Annotated in this window: 15 protein-coding genes; 11 read left to right on the forward strand and 4 right to left on the reverse strand. The window is 60.4% G+C overall.

The genetic code is table 11. The features are described 5' to 3' along the window. Positions 1–334: 334 nt before the first annotated feature. On the reverse strand, positions 335–1,156 hold the full coding sequence (locus B9Z01_RS19735) for an AraC family transcriptional regulator (protein ID WP_085486069.1): 822 nt from the start codon (positions 1,154–1,156) through the stop codon (positions 335–337). 608 nt (positions 1,157–1,764) lie between these two features. Between B9Z01_RS19735 and B9Z01_RS19740 the strand changes: the two genes are divergently transcribed. Beyond that, positions 1,765–4,014 (forward strand): TonB-dependent siderophore receptor, encoded by a 2,250-nt coding sequence (locus B9Z01_RS19740; protein ID WP_085486071.1) that lies wholly within the window; start codon positions 1,765–1,767, stop codon positions 4,012–4,014. Positions 4,015–4,216: 202 nt separating this feature from the next. After that, positions 4,217–6,382, forward strand: coding sequence for a catalase/peroxidase HPI (katG, locus tag B9Z01_RS19745; protein WP_085486073.1), 2,166 nt, complete (start codon positions 4,217–4,219; stop codon positions 6,380–6,382). A 162-nt stretch (positions 6,383–6,544) separates the two neighbouring features. Here katG and B9Z01_RS19750 read toward each other — a convergent pair whose 3' ends face one another. Continuing rightward, positions 6,545–7,447 carry a LysR family transcriptional regulator gene (locus tag B9Z01_RS19750; protein WP_085486075.1) on the reverse strand — a complete coding sequence of 301 codons (903 nt, stop codon included), beginning with the start codon at positions 7,445–7,447 and terminating at the stop codon, positions 6,545–6,547. Positions 7,448–7,676: 229 nt separating this feature from the next. On the opposite strand from B9Z01_RS19750, the gene B9Z01_RS19755 reads away from it, so the two are divergent. The 7 genes from B9Z01_RS19755 to B9Z01_RS19785 all read left to right on the forward strand — a co-directional run bounded on the left by B9Z01_RS19755 (position 7,677) and on the right by B9Z01_RS19785 (position 14,456). Further along, positions 7,677–8,615, forward strand: a complete 939-nt coding sequence (locus tag B9Z01_RS19755; protein ID WP_167387524.1) for an ABC transporter substrate-binding protein — start codon at positions 7,677–7,679, stop codon at positions 8,613–8,615. A 130-nt stretch (positions 8,616–8,745) separates the two neighbouring features. Continuing rightward, positions 8,746–9,648 (forward strand): amino acid ABC transporter permease, encoded by a 903-nt coding sequence (locus B9Z01_RS19760; RefSeq protein ID WP_143809009.1) that lies wholly within the window; start codon positions 8,746–8,748, stop codon positions 9,646–9,648. Positions 9,649–9,689: 41 nt separating this feature from the next. Beyond that, complete coding sequence (locus B9Z01_RS19765; protein WP_085486520.1) at positions 9,690–10,484, forward strand: amino acid ABC transporter ATP-binding protein; 795 nt, start codon at positions 9,690–9,692, stop codon at positions 10,482–10,484. After that, positions 10,481–11,629: a pyridoxal phosphate-dependent aminotransferase gene (locus B9Z01_RS19770; protein ID WP_167387525.1), complete on the forward strand. Its 1,149-nt coding sequence runs from the start codon at positions 10,481–10,483 to the stop codon at positions 11,627–11,629. The genes B9Z01_RS19765 and B9Z01_RS19770 overlap by 4 nt, the downstream gene beginning before the upstream one ends. Positions 11,630–11,780: 151 nt before the next feature. Then, positions 11,781–12,458, forward strand: a complete 678-nt coding sequence (locus tag B9Z01_RS19775) for an RraA family protein (protein ID WP_085486083.1) — start codon at positions 11,781–11,783, stop codon at positions 12,456–12,458. A gap of 211 nt (positions 12,459–12,669) precedes the next feature. After that, entirely contained in the window at positions 12,670–14,034 is a 1,365-nt protein-coding gene (locus B9Z01_RS19780; protein WP_085486085.1) for an MFS transporter, read from the forward strand. 5 nt (positions 14,035–14,039) lie between these two features. Then, positions 14,040–14,456, forward strand: a complete 417-nt coding sequence (locus B9Z01_RS19785) for an SRPBCC family protein (protein WP_085486087.1) — start codon at positions 14,040–14,042, stop codon at positions 14,454–14,456. 96 nt (positions 14,457–14,552) lie between these two features. Here the strand turns inward: B9Z01_RS19785 and abaF are convergent, their stop codons facing one another. Next, positions 14,553–15,917: a fosfomycin efflux MFS transporter AbaF gene (abaF, locus tag B9Z01_RS19790; protein ID WP_275937511.1), complete on the reverse strand. Its 1,365-nt coding sequence runs from the start codon at positions 15,915–15,917 to the stop codon at positions 14,553–14,555. Between the two features lie 398 nt (positions 15,918–16,315). Then, positions 16,316–17,338 carry an Ldh family oxidoreductase gene (locus B9Z01_RS19795; RefSeq protein ID WP_085486089.1) on the reverse strand — a complete coding sequence of 341 codons (1,023 nt, stop codon included), beginning with the start codon at positions 17,336–17,338 and terminating at the stop codon, positions 16,316–16,318. Positions 17,339–17,784: 446 nt separating this feature from the next. Here B9Z01_RS19795 and B9Z01_RS19800 point away from each other — a divergent pair, with 446 nt between their 5' ends. After that, positions 17,785–18,729, forward strand: coding sequence for a dihydrodipicolinate synthase family protein (locus tag B9Z01_RS19800; RefSeq protein ID WP_085486091.1), 945 nt, complete (start codon positions 17,785–17,787; stop codon positions 18,727–18,729). Between the two features lie 413 nt (positions 18,730–19,142). Beyond that, complete coding sequence (locus B9Z01_RS19805) at positions 19,143–20,726, forward strand: aldehyde dehydrogenase (NADP(+)) (protein ID WP_085486093.1); 1,584 nt, start codon at positions 19,143–19,145, stop codon at positions 20,724–20,726. Positions 20,727–21,006: the final 280 nt, after the last annotated feature.

Consider the following 21,006-nt stretch of genomic DNA (forward strand, 5'->3'; position numbering starts at 1 on the left):
GAAGACGGGCGGATTTTAATCGGGCGCTGAGGACAACGTCAACCCGAAACTTGGCTGTACGGAATAAGTGCGTGCGTCGAAGACTCGAGGCGTCCGGAGATGGACTGCTAGGCAAGGGTTCGGGGTAAAGACGGCATCGCGACATGCAAAAAAATCCGACTAGTCCTGGTATTCGTGACGAGCAGGGAAACCACAAGTTCAGGAATGACTGCGAGCCGGAGCACCCGGAAATGCCGGAAGTATCCGGATCATTTTTACGACCTCGCAATATAAGTTGTACTTCGCATATCGATCTCGCTCGCCCTTCGATTCGTACCCCGGCAGAGCCGACTGATTACAGGTTATCGCGCTGCCTTAGGTAGCGCTGCGGACTGGCTCCAAGCGTCTTTCTGAACATCGAGGTGAATGCGCTCGGACTTTGATAACCGAGTTCGACAGCGACCGTCGCAACCGGCACTCCCTGGGCAAGCCGGGCGACAGCCTCCACCAGCCTCAACTGCTGCCGCCACTGACCAAAACTCAGGCCCGTCTCGTCACGGAAGAGCCGCGCCAATGTCCGCGTGCTGGCGCCGACGCGCGCACCCCAAACGTCGATCGTGTCGTTGTTCTCCGGGCATAGCAGCAACTGCTCGCACACCGCGCGCAACCGCCGGTCCTCCGGAAGCGGAAGCGTGCCGGTCAACGCGGGCAGCGCGCGCTGCAGCTCGAGCAGAAACAGAGGAAGCGCAAGCCCGGCGCGCCGCGTATCGCTGTCTCCGCTGCTCACGGCCAGCGCAACCAGCAAGGCGTCCAGCAACTGTCCCACCTGCACCACCCTGCATTGCGTCCAGGTCCTGAACTCCGGCGCAGCGGCCGCATCGACGTACGCGGTACGTGCGGTCACATCGCCGATTGCGTGAAGCTCGTGGAGCATGCCAGGCGGCATCCAGATCGCCTGGAACGGTGCGAGGGTCCATATGCCGTTCGGCGTGAGGGCCCGGGCCACACCGCGCGTCACGTAGATGAGCTGCGCTTCCTCGTGGGCATGCCACGGATCCCGGAAACCGCCCTCGACATCCCACATGCGCGCAACGACCGGGTTTTCCGCATCCGTGCGGATCGGCAGGAAGCGTTGCCGCCAGACAGGTTCCAGATTTTCAAATTTTTCCGATTTCATCGAGATTCGGCAACAAAATGGCTCGTTTGCAATAGAAGTTGTCATTACGGCGGGCGTGGGTCACATGTAAGCTTTTCACTGTTCATCCGGGCAGGAAGTCCGGAGTTAAATACGTAATAATTCTCATTCTCGCACACACCGATGCATGCCCTTTCCCCTCCGGTTGGCCGCCAATCGACACGCGCTGCCGCCATTCGCCATCCTGGTCAGGTCCGAGCCACGTTCGGGCCACGTCCTTTTTCCGGACTGGTTTCCGGGTCACGGGGAAAACGGGGCTACGCGCACGTAAGCCGGCGAGTCAACGGCATATGACGGGCGCGACCAGAAACCGGCTCGCATAGCCGGGTAGCGCCGCACGATAAATCCCCCCTGTAAACACACTCCGCCACGCGACTGCCAGGTCGGCGCCGCGCGCCCCCGGCATGCCCGCGAAACGGTGGAGTCGTTCAGAAGCGGCAGCGACCGTGAGAGACGGCCGTGGCGACGCAAGCTGCCGGGGCTGAGCGGGAATAAGCCGAAAACAAGGGAAAGCAATGGCCGCCTGGCCCGACCTTTCCGACCAAGGCCCACCCCGTGGGCGGCCACACACTATTGGAGAACAACAAAAGATGGAACGGGCAACCAGCACCCGCTTGCGCGCGATCTCGGCCGCCGTGGGCATGACGTTTTACGCGGCGGCAGGCCACGCCTGGGCGCAGACGAATCTGTCACAGGGCGCGACCCAGTCGCCGCCGTCATCAGGCAGCGATGCCGGCGGCGACACGCGCAACGGAGCAGACCAGCCGGCCGCAGGCGGCCAAACGCTACCCGCGATTTCGATTTCCGGCAATGCCGAGCGGAATGCAACCGTGGGTCTGGTCGCGCACCGCAGCGTCACCGGCACGAAGACAGACACACCCATCAACGAGATCCCGCAGACGATCAACGTCGTCACCGCCGAGCAGATCGAAATGACGCGCGCGACCGACATCAATCAGGCGCTGCGCTACGTGCCAGGCTTCTCCACCTATAGTTCGGACAATCGTTCCGATTGGTATTCCGCGCTTCGCGGATTCACACCGACGCTATTCGTCGACGGGCTTTCGGTGCCCAACACCATCAACCTCGCGAGCTGGCGCGTCGACCCCTACATGATCGACAGCCTGAGCGTGCTGCGCGGGCCGACTTCCGTCCTTTACGGGCAAGGGGATCCCGGCGCCATCGTCGACGTGCAGAGCAAGCTCGCCAACGGCGAGCGTATCCGCGAGATGGAGATGCAGATCGGCAATTTCGCGCGCAAGCAGATCGCCTTCGATATCGGCGACAAGATCGACAAGGACGGTACGCTCTCGTACCGCGTGGTCGGCGTCGCCCGCGACGGTAACGTTCAGCTCGGGCCGAACGCCGATCAACGGGTCGCGCTTTCGCCTTCCATCAAATGGCAGCCGAGTGCCGCGACGTCGTTCACGCTATACGCAACCTACCTGCAGGACTGGAGCGATACCGCCAGCAATTTTCTGCCCGCGAGCGGCACGGTCCTGCCCAATCCGAATGGTGTGATCTCGAACACGCTCTACGTTGGCGATCCGGATTTCGACCGCTATGGCAAACGCCAGGCATCGATCGGCTACCAGTTCGAGCACACGTTCGACAGTGTGTGGACGGTCCGGCAGAGTGCGCGCTTCATGCATCTTTCTACCGATGACTGGTCGGTATACGGCGGAGGTCTCGACGATGCCGACCCGACGATGGCATCGCTCACGCGCTACGCGGGCATCTTCCAGTTCAACTACAACCGCTTCGACGTCGACAACCAGGCGCAGGCAAAATTCCGCACAGGCGAGCTCGACCATACCGTGCTGGCCGGCTTCGAGTACAACCGCCAGACCACGACCGACAGCGAGCGCCTCGCCCTCGCACCGGATCTGAACCTGTTCAATCCGGTCTACACTCCCGTGACCGAAGCGATCTTCTCTTCGCCCAACGCGTATCCGCGCACCGACATCAAGAGTTCCATGGACGCCTTCGGCGTCTATCTCCAGGATCAGATCAAATGGCGCCGCTGGGTGTTCACTCTCGGCGGCCGCCAGGACTGGTCGATCACGACACAGAACGATCTGATGGGCGGCACGCGGCAGACCCAGGCCGATCACGCGTTCAGCGGACGCGTCGGTCTGACGTTTCTCGGGGATTACGGCCTGTCGCCGTACATCAGCTACTCGACGTCGTTCAATCCGCTGCTCGGCGTGAACATGGCGGACGGTGCAATTCCCGCACCCACGCGCGGACGACAGGTCGAACTGGGCCTGCGATGGCAGCCGCCCGGCAAGAACCTGATGCTGAACGCCGCGCTCTATCAGATCAACCAGACCAATGTCGCGACACCGAACCTCGCGGATCCCACGCTCAGCACCTACGTGCAGACCGGCGAGGTGCGCTCGCGGGGATTCGAATTCAGCGCCGTCGGCAAATTGACGAACAATCTGTCGATCATTGCGGCATACGTCTATCAGGACGTGAAGAACGTCGAGGCCAATGACGAAACGCTCAACAAGTGGCCCGTCGATATCCCGAGGCCCCGGCAGATGGCCTCGCTGTGGGCCGACTGGACATGGCGCACCGGCGTGCTCGCGGGACTCGGCTTTGGCGCGGGCGTACGCTATCAAAGCTCGGTCGCGGGCGCCGCGGACAATTCAATCACCGTGCCCAGCTATACACTCTACGACGCGGCGGTACATTACGATCTGCGCGACTGGCGCTTCGCGATCAACGCAACGAATATCTTCGATCGCCGCTACGTAGGCGGTTGCCAGTCGTCAGCGGTGTGCATCTACGGCAATCCGCGCACGGTCATCGCCTCGGCACGATATAACTGGTGAGGAGCAGCCCGCGCGAATAGATGCGCAATGGGTAACGGCCGGTAACGGCCTCTTTGCATTGTGCGTGGGCGATGCGCTCGAACTCGAAGTCGCACACGCCGTCAAGCTGATGCCGACTATCGGTCCCATTGACGTACTCAATTGAGACTTGTCATCAGTAACGGATATAGTCTGTCACTCCCTACACGCGAATGGAGGAAGCATGAGCACGCCAGATAAACCCACCACCGATGCTGCCCAATGTCCGTTCCACGCCAAGCCGGTCGCCGGCAGCGGTACCGTAAACCGCGACTGGTGGCCCAACGAGTTGCGCGTCGACCTGCTGAACCAGCATTCCAACCGCTCCAATCCTCTGGGCGAAAGCTTCAACTATCGCGAGGAATTCAAGAAGCTCGACTACAGCGCGTTGAAGGCCGACATGAAAGCCCTGCTGACCGACTCGCAGGAGTGGTGGCCGGCCGACTGGGGCAGCTATGCCGGCCTGTTCATCCGCATGGCCTGGCATAGCGCGGGCACCTATCGTATGGTGGACGGCCGCGGCGGTGCCGGTCGCGGCCAGCAGCGCTTCGCGCCGCTCAATTCGTGGCCGGACAACGTCAGCCTCGACAAAGCGCGCCGCCTGCTGTGGCCGATCAAGCAGAAGTACGGCCAGAAGATCTCATGGGCCGACCTGATCGTGCTGGCCGGCAACGTGGCGCTGGAGAATTCGGGCTTTCGCACCTTCGGCTTCGGCGCCGGCCGCGAGGACGTGTGGGAGCCGGATCAGGACGTGAACTGGGGCGACGAAAAGAAGTGGCTCTCCCACCGCAATCCGGAAACGCTGGCGAAAAACCCGCTGGCTGCCACCGAGATGGGCCTGATCTATGTGAACCCCGAAGGCCCGAACGCCAGCGGTGACCCGCTGTCGGCTGCACCGGCCATCCGCGCCACATTTGGCAACATGGCAATGGACGACGAGGAAATCGTCGCGTTGATCGCCGGCGGTCACACGCTCGGCAAAACCCACGGCGCCGGCCCGGCCACGAATGTGGGTGCCGACCCGGAAACCGCGCCGCTCGAAGCACAGGGGCTCGGCTGGAGCAGCAGCTACGGCAAGGGTGCGGGCGCCGATGCAATCACATCCGGCATCGAAGTGGTCTGGACGCAGACGCCGACACAGTGGAGCAACCACTTCTTCGAGAACCTGTTCAAGTACGAATGGGTGCAGACTCGCAGCCCGGCGGGCGCCATCCAGTTCGAAGCCAAGGACGCGCCGGAAATCATCCCCGACCCGTTCGACCCGTCGAAAAAACGCAAGCCGACGATGCTGGTCACCGACCTCACGCTGCGTTTCGACCCGGGGTTCGAGAAGATTTCGCGCCGTTTCCTCGCGGATCCACAAGCCTTCAGCGAAGCGTTCGCGCGTGCCTGGTTCAAGCTGACGCACCGCGACATGGGGCCGAAGTCGCGCTACCTCGGCCCGGAAGTACCGAAGGAAGACCTGCTCTGGCAAGATCCGCTGCCGGCGCCGACTCACAATCCGAGCGCCGCGGACATTTCCGGCCTGAAGGCGAAGATCGCCGAGTCCGGCCTGTCGGTCGGCGAACTGGTCTCGGTGGCGTGGGCGTCGGCCTCGACGTTCCGCGGGGGCGACAAGCGCGGCGGAGCCAACGGGGCACGGCTCGCACTCGCTCCGCAGAAGGACTGGGAAGTCAACAAGATCGCCGCTGGCGTGCTGCCGAAGCTGCAGGCCATCCAGCAAGCGTCTGGCAAGGCGTCGCTGGCCGACGTGATCGTTCTGGCGGGCGTGGTCGGTATCGAGCAGGCCGCTGCTGCGGCGGGCATCAAGGTCGACGTGCCGTTTGCACCGGGCCGGGTCGATGCCCGCCAGGACCAGACCGATGTCGAAGTGATCGACCTGCTCGAACCGCTTGCCGACGGATTCCGCAACTATCGCGACGAGCAGGGCGGCGCCACGACTGAGACACGGTTGATCGACAAGGCCCAGCAACTCACGCTGACGCCGCCGGAGCTGACCGTGCTGATCGGCGGTCTGCGCGTGCTGGGAGCCAACTTCGACCGCAGCCGCCACGGCGTGCTGACCGACCGGGTCGGCGTACTCAGCAACGACTTCTTCGTCAATCTGCTGGACATGCGCACCGAGTGGAAGCCCACCGATGCGACGGCCGAGTTGTTCGAGGGACGTGACCGCAAGAGCGGCGACGTGAAATACACCGGCACCCGCGTCGACCTGGTGTTCGGTTCCAACGCAGTACTGCGCGCTCTGGCCGAAGTCTATGCCAGCAGCGATGCCAGGCAGCGGTTCGTCGAGGACTTCGTCGCAGCATGGACGAAGGTGATGAACCTCGACCGCTTCGACCTGGCCTGATGGCGGGCTGAGTCCTTCCCCGGCGAGCGGCTCGCGCTGCTCGCCGGGGTTTCCTCTGTGGACTCTGTGGAGACGGAGTCGCACGCCCGGTCGTTGCGAACCAGGCGGCAATTTCCCGCCCTGAAGCAACGACGTCATCTTTTGCCGCTTTTCAATCTCCGTTCACACCTGCAGCACCAGCCGGGAAAAATCGCAGCATGTCTGGCACAGCCTCGCCACCTCGCCGAGGAAATCCACGTGCTGGGTAGGCAGATACATTGCGGCGTATTGGATCTTCGGCAATGTCGGCGTTGTTTTGGCCGTTCGCAGCGCGCCGTGGGCTATCAGGTGCGACAGGCATTCCTTGGGTAGAAAACTGACGCCCAACCCCGACACGGTCAGGCCGATCTGCGCCACCAGGTTGCTGCACACGACGGTTCTGGGCGTATCGATGCCATGAGCGCGGAACCATTGGCCATAGGCGATGCCCATGCCGGAATCCTTACCTTGAACGATGAGAGTCTGTTGCGCGATCTCGGCCAAGGGAAAAGCGCGTTTGGCCGGCATGACACCATCGGCGTACATCCACGCATTTCCGACCGTACCCACCGGCATGACGGAAAAGCGCGGATCGTTGAACACATCGGGCACGATGATCAAATCTATCGTGTGATCGGCGAGCCGCTCGTACAGCATGCGGCCCAATCCCACTTCCGGCTCGATCTCCAGCTGCGGAAAACGCTTGCGCAAACGGTCCACCAGGATAGGCAGCCACGTTAGCGCCGTCAGTTCGGTCACGCCGAGCCGCAGCCTGCGGAACATCGCGTCTTTTGCCCCCAGTTGCACCAGCAGGCCATCGCGCATGTTCAGCAGTTGCCGCGCTGACTGAAGGATCTCTTCGCCTTTGGGCGTCAAAACGGCGGAGCGGTGGCTGCGATCGAAGATCACGAGATCGAAGCGGCTTTCGAGTTCCTGGATGCGCTTCGAAATGGCCGATTGCGTCGTGCTGAGCCGCAAAGCGGCTGCATCGAAACTGCCAAGCTCCGCGATCCAATAGAGTGCCTCGACTTGTTTTAGCGTAATCACCGTTCACCCCCCTATGCTTTACCCGCTCGATCCGACCCAACTCGATGGCAACTCAATACATGAAAAAAAGGAATGCTATCAGAATTAAAAAATTCGCTTTTTTAGATGAATTAATACCGATACGCTTGCATGAGATATACGCCAATACGCCGACGGACAGGCACTCTCCAAAGGGAAAACCCTGAGTAATGACCTGGATGTTTCGATGTTTTTTTGAAGCGACCTCCTCTTGACTGAACAGGTAACCATGCTTAAGAAAAATGGATTCAAGGCAATTTCCGCGATCTCGCTCGCTTGTGCCGCTTTTCTGGGTTTGATCGGCTCGGCGCATGCCGAAAATAACGCCGACGGATTCGTGATCAATTCGAAAATCTCGAAGGCGGCGCTCAACCCGGCGGCGGTGGCTGCGCTGCCGAGCGACATCAAGGAAAAAGGGGTTCTGACCATAGGCGGCGAAACCACCCTGCCTCCTTACCTTTATCGCGAGGATGGCGGCATCACCGGCATCGAAGCGGATTTCATGCAGGCGCTGGGCCAGGCGCTCGGCGTGCGTATCAAGGTCATCAATACCGATTTCGGGTCCATGGTGATAGGCCTTACCTCCGGCCGCCTGGACGTGGCGATGTCCGACTTCTCCGACACGCCCGAGCGCGAAAAGCAAGTGACCTTTGTCGACTACACGAAGACCGGCCAGCAGTTGATCGTGGCCAAGGGCAATCCCAGGAACATCCATTCCGTGGCGGATCTCTGCGGCACCACCGCGGGCGGACCTGTCGGCAGCCTCTCGCTCGCCATTGCCCAGCGGCAGTCTGATTCGTGCACCAAGGCCGGCAAACCGGCAGTGACCGTTCAGGGCTATCCGTCGGCCAGCGCTTCGGACCTCGCCCTGCGGACCGGACGCATCGACGCGATGGGTATCGACTACGCAATCGCGGCCAATATCGTCAAGGCTTCGGCCGGCAAGGCCGAACTGACCGGCGATCTTTTCGAATCCGGATTCCATGGCGCGGCTGTCGGCACCAAAAACGCGCAGCTCGCCAAGGCCTTGCAACTCGCGTTCGAGGGCATTTCAAAGCAAGGGATCGATAAGCAGATTCTCGATTTCTACGGCGTGCCTCAAATGCGAATCGACAACCCGGTGATCAATGCCATGCAAGGCAAAAATTAAGACCCGGTATTTGAATCATCGCTACGGTGTGGGCGCATCCGCACCGTAGCGCCAGGCAACGCTAAAAAAGAGCAGTCCGATGAAAGCAATGGCGGTGGCGCCAGACACTCTGGACGCGAGGGACCCTTCCGTGGAAAAGAATGACGAGCGCACTCATCAACTGCGCATTGTTCGTAGCAAGCATCCGGTCCAGATAGCGATTGGCGCCGTGGTCCTGATATTTCTGCTCTCGTTCATATTCCGCATCGCGGACAACGAGAACATGCAATGGCCGGTGATAGGCCATTACCTCTTTGATTCGCACGTGCTGTCCGGCGTACGCGTGACGCTGGTGGTAACCATCGTATGCCAGATTCTGGCGATCATCATAGGTACCTTGATCGCGATCATGAGGCTGTCCAAAAGCCGCATATTCGTGACCATCGCGAACGGATATCTCTGGTTTTTCCGCGGCACGCCGCTCCTCGTGCAGTTGATCTTCTGGTACAACCTCGCCGCACTGTTTCCGGTCCTGTTCCTGGGCGTGCCCTTTACAAACCTGGGCGTCATGCTCAAGACCAACGCGGTGATCTCAGGCTTCACCGCCGCCGTTGTCGGCTTCTCTCTGCACGACGGCGCCTATATGGCCGAGATCGTTCGCGCGGGCATCATGTCGGTCGATGCCGGCCAGCGGGAAGCGGCCATCACGACCGGCATGACCGAAAGCCAGGCCATGCGCCGAATCATCCTCCCGCAGGCTATGCGGGTCATCGTGCCGCCCACGGGCAACCAGGCCATCAATCTTCTGAAGGCGACCGCGCTGGTGGCCTTCATTTCCGGTGGCGACCTGCTGAGCAATGTCCAGGATATCTACGCCGTCAATTACGCGGTCATGCCGCTGCTCGTGGTGGCCACCATCTGGTATCTCGTGCTCGTTACCGTCGCGACACTAGGCCAGCACTATCTCGAACGCACCGTAGGCAAGGGATATACCCGAAACAACGGTAAAAAAGGCAGCACGGCAAAGATCAACGTGAATATGGACGTCGCCTAGGCATTCATATGTCGAGCGATATATAGAAAAGGTTAACGACAATGGCCGTATCTGAAGCTCCGGTTGTAGAGATAGTCAACGTCAAGAAGCGATTCGGCGACAAGGTTGTGCTCAACGGCATCGACCTCCACGTCATGAAGGGCGAGGTAGTCGCCATTCTCGGCCCGTCGGGGTCCGGAAAATCCACGCTGCTACGTTGCGTCAACCACCTGGAAGAGGTGACGAGCGGTTCCATCAAAGTGTGCGGCAACTACATCGGCTACGAACGCCACGGCGACACACTCAGGGAAATCTTCGGCAAGCGCCTTGCCAGGCAGCGGCAGAAAGTGGGGATGGTGTTTCAGCACTTTAATCTCTACCCCCACAAAACCGCGCTGGGAAACGTCATCGAAGGTCCGCTGCACGTTCTCAAAACGCCCAGGGAGCAAGCCATCACTCGCGGGCGCGAATTGCTCCGGCGGGTCGGGTTGGCCGAGCGCATGGATGCCTATCCCTCGGAATTGTCCGGTGGCCAGAAGCAGCGTGTCGCGATAGCCCGAACGCTGGCGATGGATCCGGAAGTCATCCTGTTCGACGAGCCCACTTCCGCGCTGGATCCCGAGCTGGTGAATGAAGTGCTCAACGTGATGAAAGAGGTCGCCTCCCTCGGCATATCCATGCTCGTCGTCACGCACGAAGTCGGCTTTGCCCGTGAAGTGTGCAACCGCGTGGTATTCATGGCCGATGGCAGCATCGTGGAAGAAGGCCCCGCGCATCAGGTCATAGACAACCCCAGGGAACAGAGAACCCGGGAATTCCTCGGCGTGGTGCCGAGGAAAATGGAGAAAGTAAATTGAATCAACCCCTACCCTCGATTTCGTCCGACGCCGTATTGCGCGTCAGGAGCCAGTCCCTGCGGAGCAAGAACCTGATCCCGGGCGTCACTGACAAAGTTTCGCTCGCCATCGGCGAGCCGGACTTCGATACGCCACAAGTGGTCATCGATGCCCAGATACAGGCGATCAGTTCGGGTTACACGCATTATTCTCCGCAGGAAGGCCGCTCCGAGCTCGTGAACGCGATCTTGCAATCGGCGGTTGGCGTTGCTGGCAAGGCTTTTTCGTCCGAGAACATATTGGTCACCCACGGCGGCTCGGCGGGCCTCACTGCCACCATTCTGGGCCTGCTCAATCCTGGCGATGTGGTGCTGCTGGAAGACCCGACCTACTCCCTCTATCTGGACGCGATCAATCTGGTCGGCGCCAGCGTAAAGCGGTTTTCCAGGGATGCGGATGGGAAGCTCGATTTCGACATGATCGACAAAGATGCCAAGGGCGCGAAGCTGATCGTCCTGTGCCACCCGTCGAATCCGACCGGGGCCGTCATCAGCCCAACCGAATGGGCGTCGTTCGCGGATATCGTCAAACGCAACGGCCTCTTCATTCTGTGCGACGAGGCCTACGAAGGACTCACCTACGACAACGGTTTCGTCTCGGCGCTTGACATAGCCGGTCTGGGCGACAACCTCATTGTCTGCCGCACGTTTTCGAAAAAATACGCCATGACCGGATGGCGGCTTGGCTACCTCATCGGTGAGCCGCGCCTCGTTGCATCCGCCTCCACGGCCCACCGCACGTTCAATGGCGCCATCAACTCGGCCAATCAGCTCGCCGGTGCGACCGCGCTGCTGAAGGCAGGCGAAGACGCGGAGAAGATGCGACGCGTCTTCCAGAAGCGGCGTGATCTCATGGAATCGTGCTTGCGCAAGATTCCTACCATCCAGTTCAGACGCCCCGACGGAGCTTTTTATTTCTGGCTGCAGTATCTCAGCAAGCTGGGGACGTCGTTGGAAGTCGCCGCCAAGGCCGCGGAAGCCGGTGTGATGGTCAGGCGCGGCGAGGAGTTCGGCAGCAGCGGCAAGCACGCGCTGAGGCTGTCGTATGCCACCGACGAGCGCTCGATCGAAGAAGGTGTAGCGCGATTGGGACGTGTCCTTTCCTGATTCCTGCCTCCTGCCTCTGAAACAACATCTGGGTTACGACCCATATCGATTGCCGTAACAGCCTGCCAGCAACCCGTAGGCATGCTGGAGGAAGACAGGGCGATTCATTTCACGGCCCGAGTTGTGCCGATCCTTTCAAGGAGTACTAAATATGCAAATCGGATTCAGAATTCTCGACCGCAAACGCGCGGTCAGCGCGGAAGTAGCCAAACGCTTTGCCAACGTGCCCGTGGCCTGCGTCAGCGATGTGATGTCGCGCATGACCGCCGGCGGCCCGACCTTGCGTCCCATGCATGCCGGTGGCGTGCTCTCCGGCCCCGCGTTCACGGTCAAGACTCGTCCCGGCGACAACCTCATGGTGCACAAGGCGCTGACGCTGGCCCAGCCGGGTGACGTCATCGTGGTGGATGCCGGCGGCGATCTGACCAATGCGATCATCGGCGAGCTGATGCTGTCCTACGCGATGAAGCGCGGCTTTGCCGGCATGGTCATCAACGGCGCCATCCGCGATTCGGACTGGATCAGCAAGCACGATATGCCGGTCTATGCCGCCGGCGTGACCCACCGAGGCCCCTACAAGGACGGCCCCGGAGAGATCAACGTGACCGTGGCTTTCGGCGGCATGGTCGTCGAGCCCGGCGATCTGATCGTGGGCGATGCGGACGGCTTCGTATGCGTGCCCTACGACGATGTCGAGACGGTCTACGCCATGGCTGCGAAGAAGAGCGCAGGCGAAGCCAGAATTCTGGAGAACACCCTGTCGGGCAAGTTCGACGACAAATCGTGGATCGACGAGTCCCTGCGCCGGTTGGGCTGCGAAGGCTTGTAACGCCAGAGACTCGTGTTCTGACGAGGTGGTCGCCGTCGCGCAGGACGATGTCGGGCGCGCGTCGTGCAAAAGAGCCGCGCGCGCGACGAAAGGGAGAACGCGTTCCGCGAGAAGATCCATAACGGCGCGACCACCGTGGAATTTCTGGAGCTACGGGAGACGCTTCGCAGATTCAAGCTCGACCAATAAGACCAACGCGGAGTGAAACAACATGAGAAAAGGCACCACAGTGGCCGCACCGGACGCCCTCCCCGCGTTGGCGCGACCGACACGTTATCGCTGGGTAGTTGCCACCCTCTTTTTCCTGATTTACACGGTCGCCGCGGCGGATCGCGCGAACCTCGGTATCGCCCTGCCGTTTCTGCGCAAGGAATTCGCCATGAGCAACGCCGAAGCCGGCGCACTCGTCAGCGTGTTCCTCATCGCGTACGCGATCGCACAAATACCCTCGGCCTGGATCATCTCGCGCTTCGGCGTGCGCCGAGCGCTGCCCATTTCGATGATCCTCACCTCCATCGCGACCGGACTAACGGGCCTAGTGGGCTCGCTGTTTGCGCTAAAGCTCTGCCGCTTCGCGCTGGGTATCGCAGAGGGTCCGCTTCCGCTTGGAATCGCCGCGACGATCAATAGCTGGTTTCCCGCGAAGGAAAAAGGCACCGCCGCCGGTCTTTTCCTGTCATCGGTCAAATTTGGTCCCGTCATCACGCCAATTCTCGGTGCGGCGATCATTTCGATCTGGGGTTGGCAGCAGATCTTCATCTTTTTCGCAGTGCCTGGCATTCTCTTTTCGATCGTGTGGTATCTAATGGTAGCGGACAAACCGTCCGATAGCCGCGCGGTCAATCAGGCAGAGCTCGACTTCATCGGCGCAGCCAGTTCGCAGGCCGGCTCGCCGGCGCGCGTCGAACGTACCCGCGCGATGCCATGGCTCGACAAACTGACGCGCGTACGCAGTGAGAAGCCGCTGGAGTCGACGGCTGCAGTCGCAACGTCGTGGAATATCTATGGCTGCGCGCTTGGCTATTGCTGTCAGCTAGGCATTTCGAGCGTGCTGCTCGCGTGGATTCCGACCTATCTGCTCACCGTCAAGAAGTTCAGCATTGCCGGAATGGGGCTCGTCGCGGCTGCGCCATGGGTCGGTGCGGTTGTCGGCAATATTCTTGGCGGCCTGCTGTCCGACCGCGCGCTCGGCAAGCGGCGCAAGCCCGGCATGATGTTTTCCGCCGTCGCCACCGCGGTCATGATGGTTGTGCTGATCCAGTCTCCGGCCTCGCCAGTTTGGTACGGCATCCTGATTTTCATGACGGGTGTTGCGCTGAGCGTCGGCTTCTCTGCTTACATGGTCTATCCGACGTCGTTTGTATCAAAGGAGAAATATCCGCTCGCGAACGCGATCGTCAACATGGGCGGACAACTCGGTGGCGCGGCCACACCGTTCATCGCGGGCCTGTTGCTCGATCATTTCGGATGGGATTATGTGTTCGGGTTCATGTCCGCGATTTCCGCGCTCACCTTTCTTATTCTCATGACGATTAGTGAACCGCTCGAGGTCGAGTCAGTGCGGCCAGGAGGGTAGACACAATGGATCAAACGTCTTCACGGCTCGACTCGATGACGCTCAGCGTCACGGTCAATCGGAACTGGCGGCAGCTTTACGATGAATTCTGGCGACCCGAGGAATTCCCGCGCTGGGCGTCCGGCTTGAGTGATGCATCGCTCACGAACGTTGACGGGAAATGGCGAGCGAAAGGCCCGGAAGGGCCGATCGAAATCATCTTCAGCGGCCATAACGCCTACGGGATCATGGACCACCGGGTCCGATTGAACGACGACCGGACAGTCTACATACCGCTGAGAGTGATCGAGAATGGCGATGGTGCCGAGGTGCTACTGACGCTGTTCAGACAGCCCGGCATGAGCGACGTCAGATTCGCTGGAGACGCGGATTGGGTCCGGCGGGATCTTGAACGCCTCAGAGAACTTGCCGAACAACCATAGCGTCCAGTGAATCGCAGTGAGCCGCTTCAGTTGAAGAGCGGCTCTCACGAGCCGCTCTGAACGTGCTTCCAGACCGGCATCGCGCAACGATTGAGGTCAGAGCCCGGTTCGCTGACTTGCCTCGGCATCCACCGCGCGCAGCGACTTTCCTCGTGTCTCCTTGGCCAGGCCAACGCAGACAATCGAGATCACGGCAGCAGCCACCAGGTACAGCGCGATCGGCGTCGACGAATGATAACGTTCCAGCAAAGCAAGACTGATCAGCGGTGCCAGGGAGCCGGCCATCAAGGGCGCAACCTGGTAGCAAAGCGACAGCGCGGTATAACGGACGTTAGTCGGAAACATTTCCGTCATGAGCGCTGAATACGGCGAATAGGTCATCGATTCGATCGCCAACCCCAAAACGATCGCGCCCATGATGATCCAGTCATTACCCGTGTCCATCATGGGAAAGCCTACAAATCCCCAGGTAGCGGTCAGGACTGCACCCGTGAGGTAGACAGGTTTGCGGCCGACCACATCCGACATGTATCCCATGAAGGGAATGATGAAGAAGTGGATTGCATTGGCAGCGAACATCAGCTTCAGAATGCGTGTCGTATCGGCGCCAACCACGAGCTTGAGGTAAGTCAGCGAAAACGTGACCACGACGTAATACAGGATGTTTTCGGCAAAGCGCGCACCGATGCCAATCAACACTTCCCGCCAGTGGTACTTCAACACATGAAGCACACCTAACTGCTTGACCTGTTCTTTTTCGCGGCGAGCCTGCGACTCCTTGAAGATCGGCGCATCATCCACTTTGCGGCGAATCCAGAAGCCGATGATCACCACCACAGCCGAGAACCAGAACGCAACGCGCCATCCCCAGGACAGGAACTCCTGCTCGGAAAGCGAGCTCGACAGTACCAGCAGGATGACCGTCGCAACCAGATTCCCTGCCGGAACGCCAGCCTGCGGCCAACTTGCCCAATAGCCGCGACGATTGTCCGGACTGTGTTCACTCACCAGCAAGACGGCACCGCCCCACTCACCACCGAATGCGAAACCTTGAATCAGGCGAAGCGAGACCAGAAGAATCGGAGCCCAATAGCCGATAGCTTCGAACGTCGGCAGACAGCCCATCAGGAATGTCGTAATGCCGACGACAACCAGGCTGACTTGCAGCAGATACTTGCGGCCGAACTTGTCCCCGAAATAACCGAAGACGAGCCCGCCAATAGGACGGGCTGCAAACCCGACAGCGTAAAGCGCAAATGCTGCCAGCAGACCGTCAATCGGATTTCCCGTCTTCTTGAAGAAGTGCGTGCCGAAAACGAGCGCGGACGCTGTGCCATAAAGGAAAAACTCGTACCACTCGGCCACTGATCCCACCATGGCGGCAGCGACTACACGCCGCAAATCACTCCGCGACGCGCTTGCATCAGCGCGCGCCCCGCTTCTTTCGATCGTTCTTCCCAACTGATCAGCCACGGTCACCTCTCCCGATTAGCGCGCAACCCTACGTCACGCCTACATTTGTAACATTGTATAAAACATAAAGTATGCGTATATCATGGTTAACCCTCTTGGGATCAGGTCGACGCAAGAGCGGGATGAGGGCCAGTTGGAGGGTCAGTTGAAGAGGCAGTCAGCGCGCAGTAGACGGCCTGGTTTGCGCAAGCCAATCAACCGTGCGGTAATTGCCGCGGTGACCGCTTCATAGACAAGCCAGCTTTTCGACCAATCAGCCCAACCAGGCAGTCAGGCAAGAATCACGGCCAGCAGACAAACTCACCCAACGCTCCCCGGAAAAGCGATGTCGTCGAACCCGAGGCTGGGCCTGCCGAGTCCGCACCGTTGGCCTTTACCTTGAGCACTCAAAGCTTTCGGATGTCCTCATAGAGTGCTCGATCTATACGCACTCCTTCACGGATTGCCTTTGCTCTCGCCTCGAATCTGCGCTGCGATGGCAGCCTGGCTCCCTGATCGACGATGGCGTTAAAGAGAGACTCGGCGCGCTCATGGTTGGCCGTTGCGCCGTCTTTCGAACCCACAAACCCCTGCGGACTGAACGCGACTAGAAGTTCGCCATGGAATGGGGTGATTGCGGCGCCTGCGTCGACCTGCTGAGATTCGAAGCTCATAAGATCGCCGAGCAACGGACCCGCGAGCAGTTCGATCATCGTGGAAAGCGCGGAGCCTTTGTAGGAACCGAAAGTCAGCATGGCCCCCTCGAGTGCGCGGCCAGGGTCGTCGGTCGGCATTCCGTCTTGATCGACAGCCCAACCGAACGGGATCTTTTCCTTCTTGCGTTTAGCCAGTTCGATGTCCCCTCGCGCAACCATGCTTGTCGCGAAGTCAAACACGAACGGGAATTTACCTGGCCGAGGCCAGCCAAATGCAAAAGGATTGGTGCCGAGCAGAGGCTTGTTTCCTCCAGCAGGAGCCACATACGAATGGCTGGGTGTCATTGCCATGGCGGCGACACCCAGCTCAGCCAGTTGCTCCACCTCCTGCCAGAGCGCAGAAAAATGGAAGCAGTTGTTAATAGCCAACGCCGCGATGCCAACCTCTTTAGCCTTGCGCACGAGGTGCTCGGCTCCAACGTCAAACGCGACCTGCGAGAAGCCACCGTGAGCATCCACCCGTGTTAGGGCGGCAGACATATCGAAAACTTCGGGGTTCGCATTGCCGTTGATCTTGCCTGTACGCAACCCCTTCACGCAGACGAGTAGACGGTACAAGCCGTGCGAATGACATTCGTCACGCTGCCCAGATACGACGGACCTGGCGACAGCCGCCGCGTGCCGCTCGTCCAATCCATTCCGTAGCAGAGCGCCGAAGGAAAGTTCGTACGCGTCGTCAAGGGACAGCACGACGAACGGAGAAGAGATAGACATTGTGTGCCCTCAATGGTGAAACGAGGTTGGAAACGGCGTCGCGCTCCGGTCGAGAAAGTCGTACCCGGAGTGGATACTTCGATGGGCGCCAGATCCGCCGGGAACTCAAATTATATACAATATCCATATAGATTCAATCTGACAGAATCTTTACAGGACACGCGCGAATCCTGAAAAATGCAGCGTTCTAGCGATAACATCAGGCTATCAGCCTTATATATCGCGCCATCCTGAGTTTCGAACAAGCAAGGATCGACGTCCAGGTGTTATCCATCATGTGGATGGTATTGTATAAAATATTTAGTAGCGATAGTATCCAACCTGTGGCTTCGCGTGGGATACACCTGGCTTCCGGTCAAGGTTCACTCTGACGCCAGCCGAGACGGCTCGTTTGTCTCGCGCCGCAGTTCTTTTGATCACCCAACGAACACTTGAAGGAATCCGCAATGAGCGACAACATCTTCACCGGCACCATCCCTGCCCTTATGACGCCCTGCAAGGCCGACCGCACCCCTGACTACGACGCGCTCGTATCCAAGGGCCGAGAGCTGGTCGAAATCGGAATGAGCGCCGTCGTGTACTGCGGCTCGATGGGTGACTGGCCGCTCCTCACTGAAGCTCAGCGCCAGGAAGGTGTTGCCCGTCTGGTTGCTGCCGGCGTTCCGACCATCGTGGGCACTGGCGCAGTCAACTCGAAAGAAGCCGTTTCACACGCCGCTCACGCTGCCCGCGTAGGCGCTCAAGGCTTGATGGTCATCCCGCGCGTTCTTTCCCGTGGATCGTCGCCCGCTGCGCAGAAAGCACACTTCGCGGCCATCCTTGAAGCTGCGCCCGCACTGCCGGCCGTTATCTACAACAGCCCCTACTACGGATTTGCCACGCGTGCGGACCTGTTCTTTGAACTGCGCCGTCAGTACCCGAACCTGATCGGCTTCAAGGAGTTCGGCGGTGCAGCTGATATGCGCTATGCAGCCGAGCACATCACGTCGCAAGACGAAAGCGTCACGCTGATGGCAGGCGTCGACACCCATGTGTTTCACGGCTTCGTCAATTGCGGCGCCACGGGCGCCATTACCGGCATCGGTAATGCGCTTCCCCGTGAAGTGCTGCACCTGGTCGCGCTGTGCAACAAAGCTCGCAAGGGCGATGTGACCGCGCGCCGTCAAGCGCGGGAACTGGAGGCGGCGCTCGGCGTGCTTTCGTCGTTCGATGAAGGTACCGATCTCGTGCTCTACTACAAGCATCTGATGGTGCTGAACGGCGACAAGGAATACACGCTCCACTTCAACGAGACCGACGCTCTGAGCGATTCCCAACGCCGGTACGCCGAAGAGCAGTACAACATGTTCCGTACGTGGTACGGCAATTGGTCGAAGGAAAATAACGCTTAACGCTCGCGCGGTCTGATTCGAGCTTCACCGACGCGGCCGGCCTCCAGCTGGCCGCGTCGTTCGCGTCATAGGCGCGCCTGCGTTTGCGGGCGCCTGTGTTCGTTTTATCCGCGCTTCATGTCGAGGCGTCACCCGCGCGTTTGCTTCCTGTTTGTCTCCTGCCTGTCTCCTGCCTGTCTCCTGCCTGTCTTCTGTTTGTCTCCTATCAACCGGCCAGGAGCAGCCACGCTCGCAGGGCCTATCGTCCCGCCCGGGAGCTTTCTTCAGGCTCATACGTGACATTGAAGCGTGAAGCGCAAACACGAGCAAGCCCCTCCTCTCCTGTAGAACGTCATTCATCGGCACGCATCCGTGACGTGGCGCTCAGCGTTCGACTCGAACGCTTCAACAACTTATCGCAAGGAACAGTCACCATGCAAATTACTGGCAATCTGCTTATCGGTCAGCAATCTGTGTTCGGATCCAACGGCGAGATCAAGGCTGTCAATGCAGCGACGGGCGCAACCATCGAACCGGTTTTCGGCGGCGCGACGCTCGCCGATCTCGACCGCGCATGCGCACTCGCCTGGACCGCGTTCGACATCTATCGAGAAACCTCGCCGGAAGTGCGCGCGACGTTCCTCGAAACGATCGCGCAGAACATCCTCGATATCGGCGACGACCTGATCGAGCGCTGCATGATCGAAAGCGGCTTGCCGCGCGCGCGCCTGGAAGGCGAGCGCGGCCGCACGGTCGGTCAGTTGCGCATGTTCGCGGACGTCGTGCGCAATGGCGATTTCATCGGTGCGCGCATCGACCCGGCGCAGCCCGAGCGCAAGCCGCTGCCGCGCGTCGATCTGCGTCTGCGTCACATCGGTGTGGGTCCGGTCGCGGTGTTCGGCGCGAGCAACTTCCCGCTGGCGTTCTCGGTCGCGGGCGGCGACACGGCATCGGCGCTGGCCGCCGGCTGCCCGGTGATCGCCAAGGCTCACTCGGCGCATCCGGGCACGGCGGAACTCGTCGGCCGCGCGGTGCAGAAGGCTGTGAAGGATTGCGGCATGCCGGAAGGCACGTTCTCGCTGCTGTTCGACAGCGGCCGCGACGTCGGCCAGGGACTGGTCAAGGACGAGCGCATCAAGGCAGCGGGCTTCACGGGCTCTCGCGGCGGCGGCACGGCGCTGATGAAGCTCGCCGCGGCACGCAAGGAACCGATCCCCGTCTACGCGGAAATGAGCAGCATCAACCCGGTGTTGTTGTTCCCGGCTGCACTGGAGAACCGCGCGGAAGGCATCGCGAAGGCGTTCGTGCAGTCGCTCGTGCTGGGCGCCGGCCAGTTCTGCACCAACCCCGGTCTCGTGCTGGCCGTCAACGGTCCGGATCTCGACAGGTTCATCGAAGCGGCATCCGCAGCGCTCAAGGACACCGCCGCTCAGACCATGCTCACCCCGGGCATCCATAAGGCGTATGAAGGCGCGGTTGAAAGGGCTGCCTCTCATGCGGACGTCACGACCGCCGCGCGCGGCCTCGAGGCGAAGGGCGACAATCAGGGCGAGTCGGCGCTGTTCGTCACCACCGCCGAGGCGTTTCGCGAGAGCCACGATCTGCAGGAGGAAATCTTCGGTGCATCGTCGCTGATCGTGCGCTGCCCGAGCCTCGACGCGATGCTCGAACTCATCGAATCGCTGGAAGGCCAGTTGACCGCGGCGCTGCACATCGACGAAGCGGACTACGCTGACGTCAGGCGGTTTCTCCCCGCACTCGAGCGCCGCACCGGCCGGCTGCTGGTGAACGGCTTCGGCACGGGCGTAGAAGTCGGTCACGCAATGGTTCACGGCGGTCCGTTCCCGTCGACAGCGGATGGACGCTCAACCTCGGTCGGCAGCCTTGCGATCAACCGCTTCCTGCGCCCGGTGAGTTATCAGGATCTGCCCGACGCGCTGTTGCCCGCTGCGCTGCAGATGGAAAATCCGCTGGGTCTCAATCGCCGCATTGACGGCAAACTGGAATGCGTTCGCTGATGCCGTTCCCGGTCGGGCAGTATTGACCATCTTTAGCCGTGACGCCTGCATCCCGCACTTCATCCACCGATGCTCGTGCCACGGCTTTTCTTCCTTTGGCGGAAGCGGTATTAACGTAACTCGCGCAGGGCTTTGTCGTCGGAATGGAAAGCGATGGCGAAATGACTGCCGCCCACCCGGTTTCCGTTAGCGTCGCACTCAGAGAAAAGGCATTCACCCGCCAGCCTCCGTGGCATAATTTATACAATTGTCGGCCTTTCGCCTGAACGAGACACCTTGG

The organism is Paraburkholderia susongensis (assembly GCF_900177725.1).
Lineage (GTDB): Bacteria > Pseudomonadota > Gammaproteobacteria > Burkholderiales > Burkholderiaceae > Paraburkholderia > Paraburkholderia susongensis.